The following is a 16,410-nucleotide window of genomic DNA, read 5'->3' on the forward strand; positions in this document are numbered from 1 at the left end:
CTGCCTTTTCTTTGAATATTGATTTATGAGATTTCACTATTCGGTAGGCACGGCTATAAGATATACCGTACTTCAATGCTAAACTACGAAAACTTATTCCTTCGCTTAAATGATCCTCAATGATCTTTTCTTCTTTAATTTTGTTCATCGTTTACACTTTAATGTGTAAACCTATTTCAGGACAAGTCACATTGATAATCAAGGTTTTGCAAAACGTGTAGTTTTTGAAATTTTGAAACCAAACCGGCCAAATAAGCGCATTTAGCGCGAAGAAAGTCCCGGATTTGATTGCAGTAGCCTTTGCTCTGCGTCGCCGTTTGCTGCACCCGCGACACAAATGCGCCGGCAACATTCCAGGCAATGATGTAGAGACGCAATGCTTTGCGTCTCCCGCAGAACGGCTTTGTCAGGCCACTACGCGCCGGGCTTGCCCCCACTTAAATATCGCCGAATCGCTGTTGCTGCTGGGTTTTTTCCGGGTTATTTCACGGTTTTTTAGGGGATTAAACGGGCAGTTTGTCTCTTCGTTAGGCCATTACGCGCTGGCTTGCCTCCGCTCAATTGTCGCGGAATGGCTTCGTTCTTTTTTCTGGATATGCAATAGCTTTGACAACTTTCTAAAGTTGTCAAAGCTTCGGATCTTATTCTCTGGATTGGCACAATGACGGCAACCTGTCCTGTGAGTTACTTAAGCAAGTTCATAATGACATTCGGGAGGAATCCGTGCGTCCGCCTTTGTTGTGTGTTATCACCAACAAACGAGCGCGGGTTCTACGCGTTTACTTATCGCTCCCATAGGCCTTTACGCGCCTGGCTTGCCTCCGCTCAATTGCCGCGGAATGGCTTTGTTCTTTTTCTTGACAAAAAGAACCAAAAGTCAAGTCAGAAAAGAGGCTTCTTTGCGCGCAAGGCCTTTGCCCGGCAGGGCAGATAAAAACCACAGGCCGGGTTCTTTTGCCGCCTGCGCTCTTGCCGCCCTCGCGTGGCAAAATTACCAATGCCCTTTGCCCACGCTCAAGGCCATCAGTTTTTATCTTCCCTCACCCGAAGCTTTTTTTTCTGACGTCCTGCTAATGAGATTCTGCATTTTCGTTTGCGCGGTGGCCTTTGTCTTTTATAGGTACATGCGCCGGCACCGGGGGACTTGAACCTATAAAACGACAGTTTTAGCAAAAATTACCACGGGCAGCGGCATCATTAATCAAAAATTTTAATTTAAATTAAAGGAAGTAGTGGTTTTGGCCACTTTTTTGTTACAAACAAATAAAACATACAAATATCATGAAGAAGCTCAGTTTAATTTTATTTACAGCAAGTTTGGGTTGGATAGTCCAAACCGCAGAAGCACAAACGCTTGATACGACAAAAAAACAAAGTCGAAGTTAAAAAGAAGGTAAGGGAAAGGGCTAACGGGACAACAGTAACAAAAGTTAAGATGACCGGGAAGGGAACGCCTACTGCGATAGGTGAGCCCGCAAGTAATGCAACAAGCAGTCCATCACAAGCAAAACCCGCTACTCCGCCTGTCGTGGTAACCCCACCGGCAAGTCCGCAAGTAACGGTGGTTCGGGATGTTGTACGCCCTACTCCGCGAACTACAACAACCCAGGTAACTACAACTACAGAAACCAAGCCCGTTGCGGTTAAGGCTGCTACCACGCATCGGGTTACAGCAACTAAAACAGCGGCTCGTAAACCGGCACGTTCGGTTCGCGCTTCTACCAGAACAACTGTGGCAGCACCGGTTGTCCCGGCTAAAACCACTACTACAACAACCAGGGTTGAAAAAACTGAATAAAACTGTTAATCAAGCCTCCAGTTTTGCATTGTCGTTTTCAATTCGCAAATGCACACTGAACAAAGTGCATATTGACCAGCAATAAAGCCGGAAGATATGCACTTTGTTCGTGTGCATTTTTCGTCATTTTATTCGCCGGGTGGACAGTATGCTCGCATTAAAACTTTCGCCTATCAGTCAGTCATAAGCGTTTAACTAAACGAAGCACTTAAGTTAATAAGGTTGTACACGCGGCACGCGTGCGCCAGTAGTGGGGCAACCCGTAGAGAAGCAATGCGTGCGTCTCCCGTAGCACAAGCCCCGCGTATTCTAATCGCTTCGATAGGCTCTACGCTCCGGGCTTACCAACACTAAATTGCCGCCGAATGGCTGTTGCTGGTGGGTTTTTTGCGGGTTATTTCACGGTTTTTTAGGGATTAAATGAGGTTAATTTCCATCGCTATCTAAAGCGTCTCGCTGGTGGTAAGTTTATAAACGATTTGCTCGTCCATCTTTTACTTATGATATATTACAAGCGGGACGCTTGGGTAGCGAGGGGGCCAACTATTTTGCCATCCGGAGACCACCACGCTTCGAAATAAAAAAATTTGGGTGAAGTGTTGCTAACATACTGTCTTTGTAATTGGCGCCGATCTTTAAAAATAGATTATTTTCTAAAATCACATAATCGCCATCTACCGAGTGGATCTTTGATTCGTTGACAAAATATGATTTGTGAATGCGTAGAAACGACGTGTTTGAAAACTTTTCCTCCAGCTCCTTCATGGTTAAATAAGTCATGTATTTACTTTTCTCGAGATGGATGGTCACATAGTTTTGACAAGCCTCTACATGAAAGATATCGTCATGATGTAGGCGAATCATCTTCCCTTTTGCTTCGCTTTGTATATAAAAATGCCGCGCCGGGTCCTTAAAAGCAACCGGGTATTTGCAACATCTCACTTTATCCAAAGTGCGGTCCAGGTGAGTTAAGTCTGTCGGGTTAATCAAAAAATCGACAGCCTTATAGTTGAATGCCTGCACCGCATCTTCTGCCGATCGGGAGGTTATAATCAGTGAGGTATGATTGGTTAGCAATTCGGGCAGATTAGTTTGATGGCCCGCGCACATTTCGACGTTTAGGATTACCGCATCAGGAAACCGGTTTTTTCTTAAAATTTCTTCTAAAGCAATATTGGGATTGTTTTGACTGCCCGCCAGTATAAAATCTGCATGCTGGGGCAAGTGGTTGGCTATGCTTTTCACTGTGGCGCTTTCTTCAATAACGTACAACGAAAAAGTTTCCTTTTTAGAGAGTTGATGTATCATATCTGTAAAAGTGGTTTAGATGTTTAGGTCGCCCATTATACGGATATTTTTTAACAAGGTTACTATGAAGGGAAATCAAGGGGATTTAACGCGTTAACTGTCAGTTTTTTTGTGAATGCGTTTTACCATTTACAACCAACTTGTGGAAAACTTTTAGCTATTAACGCTTTTTGAGGTTTGGTGTAAGCAGAAAGCCATTTCGTCAGGCCAAACTTGCTCTTCATGTAATAATATAAACGCCGATTTGCTTTTTGGTTATTATTGGTAAACCAAATATTAAAAACATGAAAAACTTAAACATCGAAAAGGCTACCATGCCAAATGCTGTTAAAACAGTAAACATGAAATTTCTTTACAGTTTATGCGCTGCGTTATTTTTGCTTACCAGTTCCCTATCAACCAAGGCTCAAACTACAGGTTCCGGTACCTATGATGACCCTTATGAGTTTGTATGGGATGTATCTGATTATGACGGTTCTTTGTATTACTATAATTCTTTTTACAACGATCAATCAGGCATGTCTAATAATTGGGGCGCGTCGAACAGTGGTAACGACTGTTGGATCAAGCTTACTATCACCACAACCAGCACCTTAACCGTATTTAGTGGCACTACTTCTGGTTACGACCCTTATGATAACGCTATACATTTGGTAAACTCAACCCGTTCTTACGACCTTGAGTACAATGATGATAATCCCGCTGCTTATGGAAGCTCTTATCCGCTTAGCGGGGCTATCAGTTATACAGTTAGCCCTGGTGTTTATTATATTGTATTAGATGGTACCGACAAACCCGACGTCTATCCTAACCCAAACCACGTAAGAAATGGCGGCGTATCTATGGCCTTCGAAATACATTAGTATTGATACTTAATTATAAAGGCCTCTTAAGTCATCGCTTAAGAGGCTTTTGTAATTGAAGATGTCACCACTCTTGGGGGAGTCGGGATGGAAACATTCAAACCGGCGCGCTCCACATGCCAAATGTGGCGCGATACCAGGCTACGCTACATCCCGAAGGCAAATAGGTCTACTCCGCTAAGTCTGTTAACTTAGTATCTATAAATTCATAATTGCTATCGGCAAAAGCAACATCGGTCGACTTCAGCTTAAATTTTATATGTTCTTCGTCTATTACCTCAAAGGTGTAGGTATCGGTTTTGTCTGTGTTGAAATGTAGTTCGTAAAAAACACCATCTTTAACCCACCACTTGCCTTTTTCAGCCATGTTTTGCACTTCGCCCTTTTTGTTAATTATTGTAAAAAAAAAACAGGTGCCGTCAGCCCGTGCGGTGTTGTATTCAGCTGGCGCACGCGTGCCGCGTGTGTCTATTTACCGCCCTCTCGCTACTTTCATAGATTTTGTTACAACATCCGTGTATCCGGTTAATTTAATTTTGGTTTATGCCCTTACATTTGTATTGTCGAAAGATTAATTACAGATCAATATCAAACACATCCTATGTCAGCTACAGAACCATACCGTATCCGGACAATTGAAGAATACCATCACCTGGCTGGTTTGCCCCGCCCTGAGCATCCGCTGGTTAGCGTGGTCAACATGGCCGATGTGCGTTGGGTACTGATGGATCCGCCGCAAAGCCGCACAGTCGATTTTTATTGTATCACCTTAAAACGGCACAGCGGCAACGCCTTCAGGTACGGGCAGCAGCAATACCAAACGCAGGGCGGTATTATGTATTTTATGGCACCGGGGCAGGTGTTTGGTCCGCCACCCGCTTACGACGAAAATAACAAAACCACCGGCTGGGGCCTGTACATTCATCCAGACTTTTTGTGGAACACGCCCTTGACCAAGCAGATCCGTCGTTACGAGTATTTCGACTACGCTGTAAACGAAGCGCTGGCGCTGACGGAAAAGGAAGAGGCGACGATGATCAGCATCATCCAAAACATCCAAACGGAATATAACGCCAACATGGACAGGTTTAGCCAGGATATTATTATATCGCACATAGAAACACTGCTTAACTACTCGGACAGGTTTTATAACCGCCAGTTTTTGAGCCATAAAATTGAGAACAACCAGATGCTGGATAAGCTGGAGGACCTGCTGAACGATTACTTTAACGGCAAGGATCTGCTGGCACATGGCTCGCCCAGTGTGCAGTACGTGGCTGATAAGCTGAATATATCGCCAAATTATTTAAGCAGTTCGCTGAAAATACTTACCGGCCGTAACACCCAGCAGCATATACAGGACAAGATGCTGGAGAAGGCTAAAGAGATCATCTCTACCACGGAGCTGTCGGTCAGTGAGATCTCGTACGAATTAGGTTTCGATCATCCGCAGTCTTTCAGCAGGCTGTTTAAAGCCAAAACCGGCCAGTCGCCGCTCGAGTTCAGGCAGGCTTTTAATTAATAACATTACCTGCGCTGACGAGCGCATCGATATATATATAATTGTTCTTTGAATTCTTGGCTGGTATCCAGCATCCCGCTGTCATTTCTCTCCGTTAGCCCACGGATCGAAATGACACGATTTGAGTATAAATCGCCCATAAAAATATCACCCATTAAAAAATCTAACGCTGTTAAGTAAATGACAAATAAATGATACGGTGTATTAAAAACTGCATTACATTTGTATCGTTTAACAGTGTTAAATAAATTAATGCCCAAAAGCAACATGGCAAGTAAAGACAGGATAGCACGTTTAAAGGACGAGACCAGGTGTAACATACTGGACGCGTCGCTTAAAATTGTGAAAGAGGGGGGATGGGATGCCTTAAGCATGCGTAAAATAGCCGACGAGATAGAATATACCGCGCCGATAATTTACGAATACTACAGTAACAAGGGCGCGATATTATTAGAGCTTACCCGCAAGGGCTTTTTGTTGTTAGCTAAACAACTGGAAGCAGCTAAAGCCAAGCACCGCTTACCGGCCAAACAGTTAGAGGCCATGTGGCTGGCTTATTGGGACTTCGCCTTTGCCGAAAAGGAATTGTACCAGGTAATGTACGGCGTTGAAACCAGCTGTTGCGAAATGGCTAAAAAAATGCCCGAGAGCGAATTACCTACCGACCTGATATGGGACGTGATAGTGGAGCTGATGCTGCCACACGTAGGTACCGAAGAAGAAGTTTGTGTTAAATATTACACGTTTTGGTCGGTTATACACGGCCTGATATCTATCAACATGGTTAACCGCGGTAACAGCGACGCAACCAACCAGGAAATATTAAAGATCGCTATAGGCGGTATCATCAAATCTATCACCGGATAGCAAAGTCCCTGAAAAGACTGAATTTTTTTACATCAACAATAACAGTGTTAAAAAATCTAACGCTGTTAAATTAAAGTTAATCTACTATAAAATAAATAACCATGACAACTCCAATCACTTCACTTCCATTTAACACTGTTAAAAAAATTAATAGCGTTATAGCCATTGTTTTAGCCCTGTCGGCACTATTGCTGCTGGGCAGCTGCTCGTCTGCGCCCGCCGCGCAAACAGCACCACCGCCGCCGTCGTTACCGGTACAATCAGTTCAGGCATCATCTGTAACCACTTACCAGGAATACCCTGCATCTATTGAAGGCACCGTTAACGTAGAGATACGCCCGCAGGTAAGCGGATCATTAGACCGAGTATTTGTTGACGAAGGCGCTTTAGTAACCGCCGGGCAACCAATATTTAAAATTAACGAGCAGCCCTACCGCGCGGCATTAAACAATGCCCTGGCAAGCCTGCACGCTGCCCAGGCAGCGCAGGGCAATGCCCAGTTAGAGGTAGATAAGCTTACCCCGCTTGTCGCCAACAAAGTAGTGTCAGACTATCAGCTTAAAACCGCTAAAGCGTCTGTGCAGATAGCCAAAGCTAATATTGAGTCGGCCCGAGCAAATGTAGCTACCGCGCAGATTAATTTGGGTTACACTACTATTAAAGCGCCGGTGAGCGGCTATATCGGTCGCCTGCTGAAAAAACAAGGCAGTTTGGTTGCCCCGCAAGATGTGGAGGCCTTAACCCAACTAAGCGACGTGCATGATGTGCATGTTTACTTCTCGCTTGGCGAAAAGGACTTTGTAGGCTTTAAAGACCAATACGCAGGAGCAACCCTTAAAGACAAGATCAGACACCTTGCGCCGGTATCATTACTATTAGCTGATGACAGCGAGTACGGCAGCAAGGGCCGCATAGATATGATAGACGGACAGTTTGATAAAACCACCGGGGCCATAACCGTTCGTGCTACTTTCCCTAACGCGCAGGGTTTGATCCGCTCTGGTAACACAGGTAAAATTCGCTTGAGCCTGCACCATGCCAATGCTTTAACCGTACCTGAGTCGGCCACTATTGAGATGCAGGACAAGATTTTTGTCTTCGCTGTGGCGGATAGCAACAAGGTTAAAAAGGTAGCCATTACCGTCGACGGTAAAAATGGCGACAACTACATTGTAAAAGACGGCCTTAAAGCCGGCGACCAGATTGTACTGAGCGGCATTGACAAATTGCAGGAAGGCAATAAGATCATCCCGCAAAAAGCTGCTGTTGCCAAAAACTAATTACTCATAACAAACAATCAATATCATGTTTAAATTATTCATAAAAAGGCCGGTACTGGCAACTGTTATCTCCATATTATTGGTGATAGTGGGTGTGCTTGGCCTTACTAAATTGCCACTAGAGCGTTTCCCGGATATTGCCCCGCCGGCGGTATTGGTATCTGCAGTGTACCCGGGCGCAAATGCCGAGACGATATTACGTTCGGTAACCCCATCATTAGAAGAAGCCATAAACGGTGTAGAGGGCATGACCTACATGACATCTACCGCCAGTAATGACGGTACCCTGGGTATCACGGTTTACTTTAAACAAGGCACTAACCCTGACCAGGCTGCGGTGAACGTTCAAAACCGCGTATCGCAAGCTTCAAGCCAGTTACCTGCCGAGGTGTTGCAATACGGTATTACCACCACAAAGCAGCAAAACAGTTTTATTGGCGCTATCGCGATCTATACCGAAGACCCTAAAAAGTTTGACCAGACCTTTGTTGCCAACTACGCGCAAATCAACATCATCCCCGAGATTAAACGGATCCCGGGTGTAGGTTCTGCAAGTGTGTTTGGTGGTATTAAAGATTACTCTATGCGCGTTTGGCTAAACCCAAGTCAAATGGCCAGCCACAAAATTACCCCGGCCGAAGTGATGGCCGCTATTCAGGATAAAAACCTGGAGGCCGCTCCCGGTAAATTAGGGGTACAGAGTAAAGAGGCGTTTGAGTATGTCATTAAATACAAAGGCAAGCTTACCAAGCCCGAAGAATATCAAAACATCGCTATCCGCGCTAATGCAGATGGTTCTGTGCTGCACCTGAAAGATGTGGCCCGTGTTGAGCTGGGCACTTACTCGTACACCAGCGCCAGCCACCTTAACGGTAACGACGGTGTAATTATTGGTGTTATCCAACTATCAGGATCAAATGCTAACGAGATACAGATAGCTGTTGACAAGGTGTTGGAGAAAGCGTCGAAAGATTTCCCTGTCGGGATTAAATACAACCAGTTTTACCGTACCAAAACAGATCTGGACGAATCCATCAGCCAGGTTGAACATACCCTGATAGAGGCCTTTATACTGGTATTTATTGTGGTATTTATCTTCCTGCAAGATTTTAGGTCGACTTTGATTCCCGCTATCGCTGTGCCGGTTGCCATTATCGGTACGTTTTTCTTTATGAACCTGTTTGGGTTCTCGGTTAACTTGCTAACGCTGTTTGCACTGGTGCTCGCCATAGGTATTGTGGTGGATGATGCCATTGTGGTCGTCGAAGCCGTACATGCCAAGATGGAAAACAACCCGGGCCTTAGCCCAAGGGCGGCAACCACCCAGGCCATGCATGAAATTACAGGCGCTATTATATCTATTACTTTGGTGATGGCGGCGGTGTTTTTACCGGTGAGTTTCATGACGGGTTCTACAGGGATCTTCTACCGTCAGTTTGCCTTGACCATGGCTATCGCGATTTTGATATCAGCCGTAAACGCTTTGACACTAAGCCCTGCACTGGCTGCATTGTTCCTGAAGAATAAACATACTGCCGACGGACACGTAGCCCCTAAGAAAACGTTTACTCAAAAGTTTTACGCGGGCTTTAACGGCAGCTTTAACTACATGACGGATAAATATATCGTTGGTGTAAAATCGCTGATCAAAAATAAATGGGTTGCTATGTCCGGCCTGGCTGTGCTGATCGTAGCTACTGTTTTCCTGGTACGTACCACAAAAACAGGCTTTATCCCGACAGAGGATCAGGGCTTTGTGGCTATCGCGGTGTCTACACCATCGGGCACATCGTTAGATGGTACGAACAAAATATTTAAAGCAGCCGAAGACCAGCTGAAAACATTGCCCTCACAAAGGTTTGTTACCGCTTTATCAGGTTTTAACTTCCTTACGCAATCAAGCAGCCCATCGGCAGGTGTTATATTCTTATTGTTAAAACCTAACGATGAGCGTGGCGACGTTAAAAACATCGACGACATTCAAAACATTGTAAGGGGTAAATTAGCCGGTATCCCGGGCGGTACCTTCTTCGTGTTTAGTTTCCCAACCGTGCCGGGATTTAGCAATGTGGAAGCGTTAGATGTGATGCTGCAGGACAAAACCAACGGTAGTTTGGATAAGTTTAGCGGCATTGCCAATGGCTTTATAGGTAAGCTGATGCAGCGCCCCGAAATTGCTTTTGCCTTTACATCATACAAAGCAGATTACCCGCAACTACAGTTAGAGGTTGATGACGAAAAAGCCAACCAGTTGGGCGTAAGTGTTAAGGATATTTTATCTACCATGCAAGCTTACTTTGGTACTGCCCAGGCATCAGACTTTAACCGCTTTGGTAAATACTACCGCGTGGTTGTTCAGGCTGATATCGCCGACCGTACCGATCCATCGGCTATTGACCGTGTGTTTGTAAAAAACAGCAGCGGCGAAATGGTGCCGGTAAACACGCTTGTAAAACTAAAACGTGTGTTCGGTTCAGAAACAGCGTCGCGTTACAACCTGTTTAACTCTATCCAGATCAATGCTATACCTAAGCCGGGCTTCAGCTCGGGCGATGCGATCAGGGCCATCGAGGAGACAGCTAAGCAAGAATTACCCGAAGGTTTCGCTTATGAGTTCTCCGGCCAAACCCGCGAGGAAATTGGATCAGGTGGTCAGTCGACTATCGTGTTCATCATGTGTCTGATCTTTGTATACTTCCTGTTAGCTGCACAGTACGAGAGTTATATCCTGCCGTTGGCGGTTATACTTTCTATTCCTACAGGCGTATTTGGTGTGTTTGTGGTGCTGGGCCTAACCGGTATCGAAAACAATATCTATGTACAGGTAGCGCTGATTATGCTCATCGGTTTGCTGGCTAAGAACGCCATTCTGATTGTGGAGTTTGCGGTGCAGCGTCGTAAGGCGGGGCAAAGCATCGTCACCTCGGCTATTGAGGCAGCGAAGTTAAGGTTGAGACCAATTGTTATGACATCACTTGCCTTTGTGTTTGGTTTGTTCCCAATGAGTATCGCTACAGGTCCATCGGCACAAGGTAACCACTCTATCAGTATTGGCGCAGCAGGCGGCATGGTTTCGGGCGTATTATTAGGATTGTTTATCATCCCGGTATTATTCGTGATCTTCCAAAGCTTGCAGGAAAAAATTACCAGCGTGCCATTTGGCAAAAGTGATGAGCATGAAGATGATGATCATCACCATCCGCATAAAAATGGCATCCCAATCCCCGCCGTTCATGAACCCGAACTGGCGTAATTATAAAAGAATACAATCATGAAAAACATAAATAAATATGCGCTTTTGATGGCCTTACTGGTGCTTGCCGCCTGTAAAGTATCAAAAGACGTTCAAACACCGCAGGCCGATTTGCCTGCGGCTTTCAGAAATGCAACTACTACAGATACCACCAGCATTGCTGATATCCCCTGGAAAAGCTTTTTTACTGATACCGAGCTGCAAAAGCTGATTGACAGCGCTATTGTAAGAAACTATGATATGCAGTTGGCGGTTAAAAACATCGAAGCATCGCAACTGGTAGTTAAGCAAGTTAAATGGAACTATGTGCCAACCGTCGGGCTAAACGTTACCGCAAGCAGCAGTCGCCCGTCAGATAATAGTTTGAACGGTTTAAGCCTGAGCCAGTTTGGTGTAGGTACAAAACACATCGAAGATTATTCGGCCAACCTTGCCCTGTCTTGGGAGGCAGATATCTGGGGTAAGATCCGTAATCAAAATCGCGCAGCCTTAGCAGCCTATTTACAAACTACCGAAGCCCGGAAAGCAGTGCAAACAACGCTGGTATCATCGGTATCGCAAGGCTATTACACCCTGCTGATGCTGGATGCGCAGCTGCAGACCGCGCAAAATAATGTCAAGCTTAATGACAGCACCTTACGCATTATCAAATTACAGTTTGATGCCGGCCAGGTTACCTCATTAGCGGTACAACAAGCAGAGGCACAGCAACAATCCGCAGCACAATTAGTGCCTCAGTTTGAGCAAAATATCGCCCTGCAAGAAAACGCCTTGCGTATATTAACCGGCGCATTGCCTGACAAGGTAGAGCGTAGCAAAACCTTAAATGATATTGCTTTCGCAGATAACTTATCAGCCGGATTACCCACAGGTTTAGTTAGCCGCCGCCCTGATGTTAAAAGCAGTGAGCTGGCTTTAGCGGTTGCCAATGCCAACGTAGGCATTAACCAGGCGCAAATGTATCCCGCTTTGCGGATAACCGCCCAGGGTGGCATAAATTCTTTCAAGGCAAGTAACTGGTTCAATGTCCCAGCGTCTTTATTCGGCATAGTATCAGGGAGTTTAATTACCCCATTGTTGAACCATAAAGAGTTTAAAACCAACTACGAGGTTGCGAAGGTAAACCGCGAAAAAACGGTAATACAGTTTAGACAAACCGTACTAAATGCTGTTGGCGAGGTATCAAATGCTTTAGTCAGGATTGATAAGTTAAAAGAGCAACAAGATATTGCCGCAAACCGTGTAGCTGTTTTGCAAAAAGCAACCTCAAACGCCAATCAGCTGTTTAAAAACGGTATGGCCAATTACCTGGAGGTTATTACCGCCCAGGGCAATGTTTTACAAAGCGAATTGACGCTGGCAACAATTAAAACCCAACGATTAAACGCTGTTGCCGAACTTTATCGCTCGCTTGGTGGTGGCTGGAAATAAACGATTAATACCTGCCGCTAAATGATTTATGCGTTGTAATAAATTATTTACATGGTGTTGGTTGTTTTTTTAGTGTTTGTTAATGTTTTATTCGGAATTTGGATACTTTTATTGCTACAAAATATTGCTGAGATAAAACCAAACAAAATAAACCATAATAAACATGAAATTAAAGTTTTACAGCTTTTTAGCTATTACTTTATTAGCGCTTACAAACGCGGGTGCTGCTCTTGCACAGGGCCAGCCCCGCGTTTTGGTATTTAAAAAAACCGCTGGCTATCAGCACGGATCAATCCCCAAAGGTGCATTGGCCCTAATGAAACTGGGTGCCGAAAATGGCATCGCGGTTGACACCGCTACCGATGCAACCAAGATTGAAGAAGGCAATTTGAAAAAATATGCCGCTTTGATCTTTTTAAGCACTACCGGCGATTTTCTCAACCCAATGCAACAAAACGCCTTGCAGCGTTACGTACAGGCCGGTGGCGGTTTTGTGGGTATCCATGCTGCGGCCGATGCAGAGTATAACTGGCCATGGTATGGCAAAATGGTAGGTGGGTACTTTGAGCATCACCCAAACCAGCAAATGGCTACGCTGACTGTTAAAGACAAAACTTTTGGCGCCACCAGTATGCTCCCTGACGAGTGGAAGCGTAAAGACGAATGGTACCATTACAAAACGGTTAATCCCGATATTCATGTTTTGATTAACCTGGAAGAGTCGTCTTTAAAATATAACCAAAACGACCTGTCACACCGTATGGGTGCTAATCACCCTATAGCCTGGTACCACAACTTTGAGGGTGGCCGTGTATTTTACACAGGCTTAGGCCATACGGACGAATCGTATACAGAACCTTTGTTTTTGCAACACGTTTTAGGTGGCATAAAGTACGCCATTGGCACTAACGCGCCGTTAAAATATGGCAACGCCAAAATACCGGCTGTCCCAGAAGATAATCGCTTTAATAAGGTGCAGGTTACGCTAAACACCTTTGACGAGCCTACCGAAATGACCATTTTACCAAATCTGGATATATTAGTGGTACAGCGCAAAGGCGAGTTTATGCTGTATAATCATTTAACCAAAAAAGTAACGCAGATAGGTAAGCTTGATGTATATCATAAAACACTTACCGAAAAAGGCAAAGGTGTAAACGCCGAAGAAGGTTTGTTAGGCGTACAGGCCGATCCGGATTTTAAAACTAACCACTTTGTTTACGTTTTTTACAGCCCTACAGGTAAAGATGTTAACCGCCTATCAAGATTTACTTTCCTGAACGGGAAAATAGTAATGCCCAGCGAAAAAAATATCCTGGAGATACCTACCACCCGCGAAATTTGCTGCCATACAGGTGGTTCAATTGCTTTTGGTAAAGACCGTACCCTGTTTGTTTCGCAGGGCGATAACACTACGCCTTTTGACGAGCCTATGCCCCGGGGTACAAAGCTGCCAAACTCATACTCATTCGCTCCGCTGGATGACCGTCCCGGTTTTGAGCAGTATGATGACCGTCGTGGCTCAGGTAACACCAATGACTTGCGCGGAAAAATCCTGCGTATAAAAATGAATCTTGATGGTACTTATTCTATACCAGAAGGTAACTTGTTTCCTAAAGGAACGGAAAAAACCAAACCCGAAATTTACGTAATGGGTAACCGCAACCCTTACCGTATTTCTGTTGATAAGAAAACCGGCTATGTATACTGGGGCGAAGTTGGCCCAGATGCAAATGCAGATAGCTTAAAAACACACGGCCCGCGCGGTTATGACGAGGTTAACCAGGCACGCAAGGCAGGTAACTTTGGTTACCCGTTTTTTGTAGGTAACAACTACGCTTACCGCGAGTATGATTACGCTACCGGTAACGTAGGTAATGCTTTTGATCCTAAAAACCTGATCAACAGCTCACGCAATAATACAGGTTTACGCCAGTTGCCTAATGCTCAACCCGCTTTTATATGGTACCCATACGGCAAGTCGGCTGAGTTTCCTGAAGTAGGTGAGGGTGGCCGTACGGCAATGGCCGGCCCGGTTTATCATTTTGAAGATTATAAAGGTGCCGGCAAACTGCCCGCCTATTTTAACAACAAGCTATTTATTTACGAGTTTGTGCGTGGCTGGATAAAAGTAGTAACCATGGACGAACAAGGTAATTACCTGGGTATGGAACCGTTTATGAAGGATGCCCGCTACAACTCTATGATTGATATGGAAATGGGCCCTGACGGTAAAATATATGTTTTAGAGTATGGTAATGGCTGGTTTAAAAAGAACCCCGAGTCGGGCATTGTACGTATAGATTATAATGAAGGAAATCGTGCGCCAGAGGTTTCTTCCATCATCGCGAGCAAAACGTATGGCGCCTTACCTTTAACAGTTAAGTTAACCGCCAAAGCTACCGACCCTGAAAACGATAAAATGACATATACCTGGAGCTTTGGTAACGGCATTACTAAGGTTACCACGGTGCCAACGGTAACATATACTTACCCTAAAGCGGGTAATTTCAAAGCTTCAGTAGTGGCTAAAGACAGTAAATTGGCTAGGGGCAAAAGCAAAGAGCCGGCGCTTATTGCCGCAGGTGCCAGCGATGAGCCGGTTGATCCGTCATCAAAGTTTGCTGCAGGTAATGCCTTAATGCTGTCTATGGATTGCAAAGCCTGTCACAAAACCCGCGAGGTGTCTATAGGCCCTGCGTTTGCCGAGGTTGCTAAAAAATACAACAAAAGCAGATCGACTTACGAGGCGCTTACGTCAAAAATACAAAATGGCGGCACAGGTGTTTGGGGCGATGTAGTTATGCCAGCCCACCCGAGCTTAAAATCTGATGAAGCTAAGCAGATATTGGATTGGGTATTCTCATTGAAGAAATAACCAAGCGACATAAAAGTATAAAAGCCGTTTCCACAACCGTGGGGACGGCTTTTTTTGTTAACACCATTTTCAAACCATGTTAACATGCGCTTGTTATATCATTTTCTAAATACACGTTAGTAAATTTTTATGATAGCAATACTATTGCAACAAGCCACACCTGTTGTTAAAAAAGAGCCTTTAAAATTAGAAGATATACCCGATTTAATAGTTGACTGGATAATAACACAGGGACCCAAGGTTTTGGTTGGATTGGTAGTGTTATTTATTGGGCTGTGGCTGGTAAACCTGGTGCTAAAATGGCTGCATAATAGCCTTCATCAAAAATCGGTAGACCTGTCTGTGCGCTCCTTCTTACTAAGTGTGTTAGGGGTTGTCCTGCGTGTAATGCTGATCTTAGGCGTTATGCAGATAGTTGGTGTGCCCATGACCATGTTTGCTGCTGTAGTAGCTTCATTTGGTGTAGCGATAGGCCTGGCGCTATCAGGTACGCTGCAAAACTTTGCCAGCGGAATTTTAATCTTACTATTAAAGCCATTCCGGGTTGATGACAACATCATTACGCAGGGTTTAGAAGGTACAGTTATAGATATCCAGATCTTTTACACCATGGTAAAAACCTTTGATAATCGTATGCTGATCGTGCCTAATAGCAAGTTATCTAATGATGTAATTATAAATATTAGCCGCGAAGGGATCCGGCGGCTGGATATTGAATTTAAAGTGCCTAATGCTGTAGATTTTAAACAAGTTAAAGCAGTAATAGAAAAAACGATTAGCAATAATACAGATTGCCTTAAAACTCCGGAGCGCCGCATTGGCCTATCGGCAATGGAGTGGGATGGATATAAAGTGATGATCAATGTATGGGTGAACGCGCATGGTTTTTATGATGTGAGGCTTAGGCTACAAGAAGCATTAATGGACGAGTTAAAGGCTGCCGGGATAAAATTACAAGGCATGCCGTAAAACTATAAAACTATATGATTAAATTGATTGTATAATATATTAACTAAAACAACAAGTATAGTGGATGATAAAAATCAAGGTGGCAGCCCTGACAGAGACAGGATCAACGTGAACGAAAATTACGAATTAGAATATTGGACAAAAGAACTTGGTATATCGGCCGAAAAGCTTCGCGATGCAGTGAAAGAAGTTGGTACAACCGCCAAAGCTGTAAGAGAATTTTTAAATAAATAAACAACCG

Annotated in this window: 12 protein-coding genes and 1 tRNA gene; 10 read left to right on the top strand and 3 right to left on the bottom strand. The window is 44.5% G+C overall.

Features of this window, described 5'->3' with window-relative positions; all coding sequences use genetic code 11:
* The first annotated feature begins 1,435 nt into the window (after positions 1–1,435).
* The gene (locus ACFSYC_RS16770) at positions 1,436–1,798 is read left to right on the top strand and encodes a hypothetical protein (protein ID WP_377129914.1); all 363 of its coding nucleotides are present in this window, start codon (positions 1,436–1,438) and stop codon (positions 1,796–1,798) included.
* Positions 1,799–2,341: 543 nt separating this feature from the next.
* On the opposite strand, the gene ACFSYC_RS16775 is transcribed toward ACFSYC_RS16770, so the two are convergent.
* Entirely contained in the window at positions 2,342–3,106 is a 765-nt protein-coding gene (locus ACFSYC_RS16775) for a LytR/AlgR family response regulator transcription factor (RefSeq protein ID WP_377129916.1), read from the bottom strand.
* Between the two features lie 284 nt (positions 3,107–3,390).
* Here ACFSYC_RS16775 and ACFSYC_RS16780 point away from each other — a divergent pair, with 284 nt between their 5' ends.
* On the top strand, positions 3,391–3,969 hold the full coding sequence (locus ACFSYC_RS16780; protein ID WP_377129918.1) for a hypothetical protein: 579 nt from the start codon (positions 3,391–3,393) through the stop codon (positions 3,967–3,969).
* 82 nt (positions 3,970–4,051) lie between these two features.
* Here the strand turns inward: ACFSYC_RS16780 and ACFSYC_RS16785 are convergent.
* Both ACFSYC_RS16785 and ACFSYC_RS16790 read right to left on the bottom strand, forming a co-directional pair.
* Positions 4,052–4,125 (bottom strand) — tRNA-Pro (locus tag ACFSYC_RS16785).
* A gap of 13 nt (positions 4,126–4,138) precedes the next feature.
* Complete coding sequence (locus tag ACFSYC_RS16790) at positions 4,139–4,336, bottom strand: hypothetical protein (protein WP_377129920.1); 198 nt, start codon at positions 4,334–4,336, stop codon at positions 4,139–4,141.
* Between the two features lie 234 nt (positions 4,337–4,570).
* Between ACFSYC_RS16790 and ACFSYC_RS16795 the strand changes: the two genes are divergently transcribed.
* The 8 genes from ACFSYC_RS16795 (at position 4,571) to ACFSYC_RS16830 (ending at position 16,403) form a co-directional block, all read left to right on the top strand.
* The gene (locus ACFSYC_RS16795; RefSeq protein ID WP_377129922.1) at positions 4,571–5,491 is read left to right on the top strand and encodes a helix-turn-helix domain-containing protein; all 921 of its coding nucleotides are present in this window, start codon (positions 4,571–4,573) and stop codon (positions 5,489–5,491) included.
* A gap of 267 nt (positions 5,492–5,758) precedes the next feature.
* Positions 5,759–6,358 carry a TetR/AcrR family transcriptional regulator gene (locus tag ACFSYC_RS16800; protein ID WP_377129924.1) on the top strand — a complete coding sequence of 200 codons (600 nt, stop codon included), beginning with the start codon at positions 5,759–5,761 and terminating at the stop codon, positions 6,356–6,358.
* A gap of 101 nt (positions 6,359–6,459) precedes the next feature.
* The gene (locus tag ACFSYC_RS16805) at positions 6,460–7,638 is read left to right on the top strand and encodes an efflux RND transporter periplasmic adaptor subunit (RefSeq protein ID WP_377129926.1); all 1,179 of its coding nucleotides are present in this window, start codon (positions 6,460–6,462) and stop codon (positions 7,636–7,638) included.
* Between the two features lie 25 nt (positions 7,639–7,663).
* Positions 7,664–10,891 (top strand): efflux RND transporter permease subunit, encoded by a 3,228-nt coding sequence (locus ACFSYC_RS16810; protein WP_377129928.1) that lies wholly within the window; start codon positions 7,664–7,666, stop codon positions 10,889–10,891.
* 18 nt (positions 10,892–10,909) lie between these two features.
* Complete coding sequence (locus ACFSYC_RS16815) at positions 10,910–12,322, top strand: efflux transporter outer membrane subunit (RefSeq protein WP_377129930.1); 1,413 nt, start codon at positions 10,910–10,912, stop codon at positions 12,320–12,322.
* Between the two features lie 163 nt (positions 12,323–12,485).
* Positions 12,486–15,200 (top strand): ThuA domain-containing protein, encoded by a 2,715-nt coding sequence (locus ACFSYC_RS16820; protein WP_377129932.1) that lies wholly within the window; start codon positions 12,486–12,488, stop codon positions 15,198–15,200.
* 129 nt (positions 15,201–15,329) lie between these two features.
* On the top strand, positions 15,330–16,169 hold the full coding sequence (locus ACFSYC_RS16825; protein WP_377129934.1) for a mechanosensitive ion channel family protein: 840 nt from the start codon (positions 15,330–15,332) through the stop codon (positions 16,167–16,169).
* 60 nt (positions 16,170–16,229) lie between these two features.
* Positions 16,230–16,403 (top strand): DUF3606 domain-containing protein, encoded by a 174-nt coding sequence (locus ACFSYC_RS16830; protein WP_377129935.1) that lies wholly within the window; start codon positions 16,230–16,232, stop codon positions 16,401–16,403.
* The last annotated feature ends 7 nt before the right edge of the window (positions 16,404–16,410 follow it).

This window comes from Mucilaginibacter antarcticus (assembly GCF_042686155.1).
GTDB classification, from domain to species: Bacteria; Bacteroidota; Bacteroidia; order Sphingobacteriales; family Sphingobacteriaceae; genus Mucilaginibacter; species Mucilaginibacter antarcticus.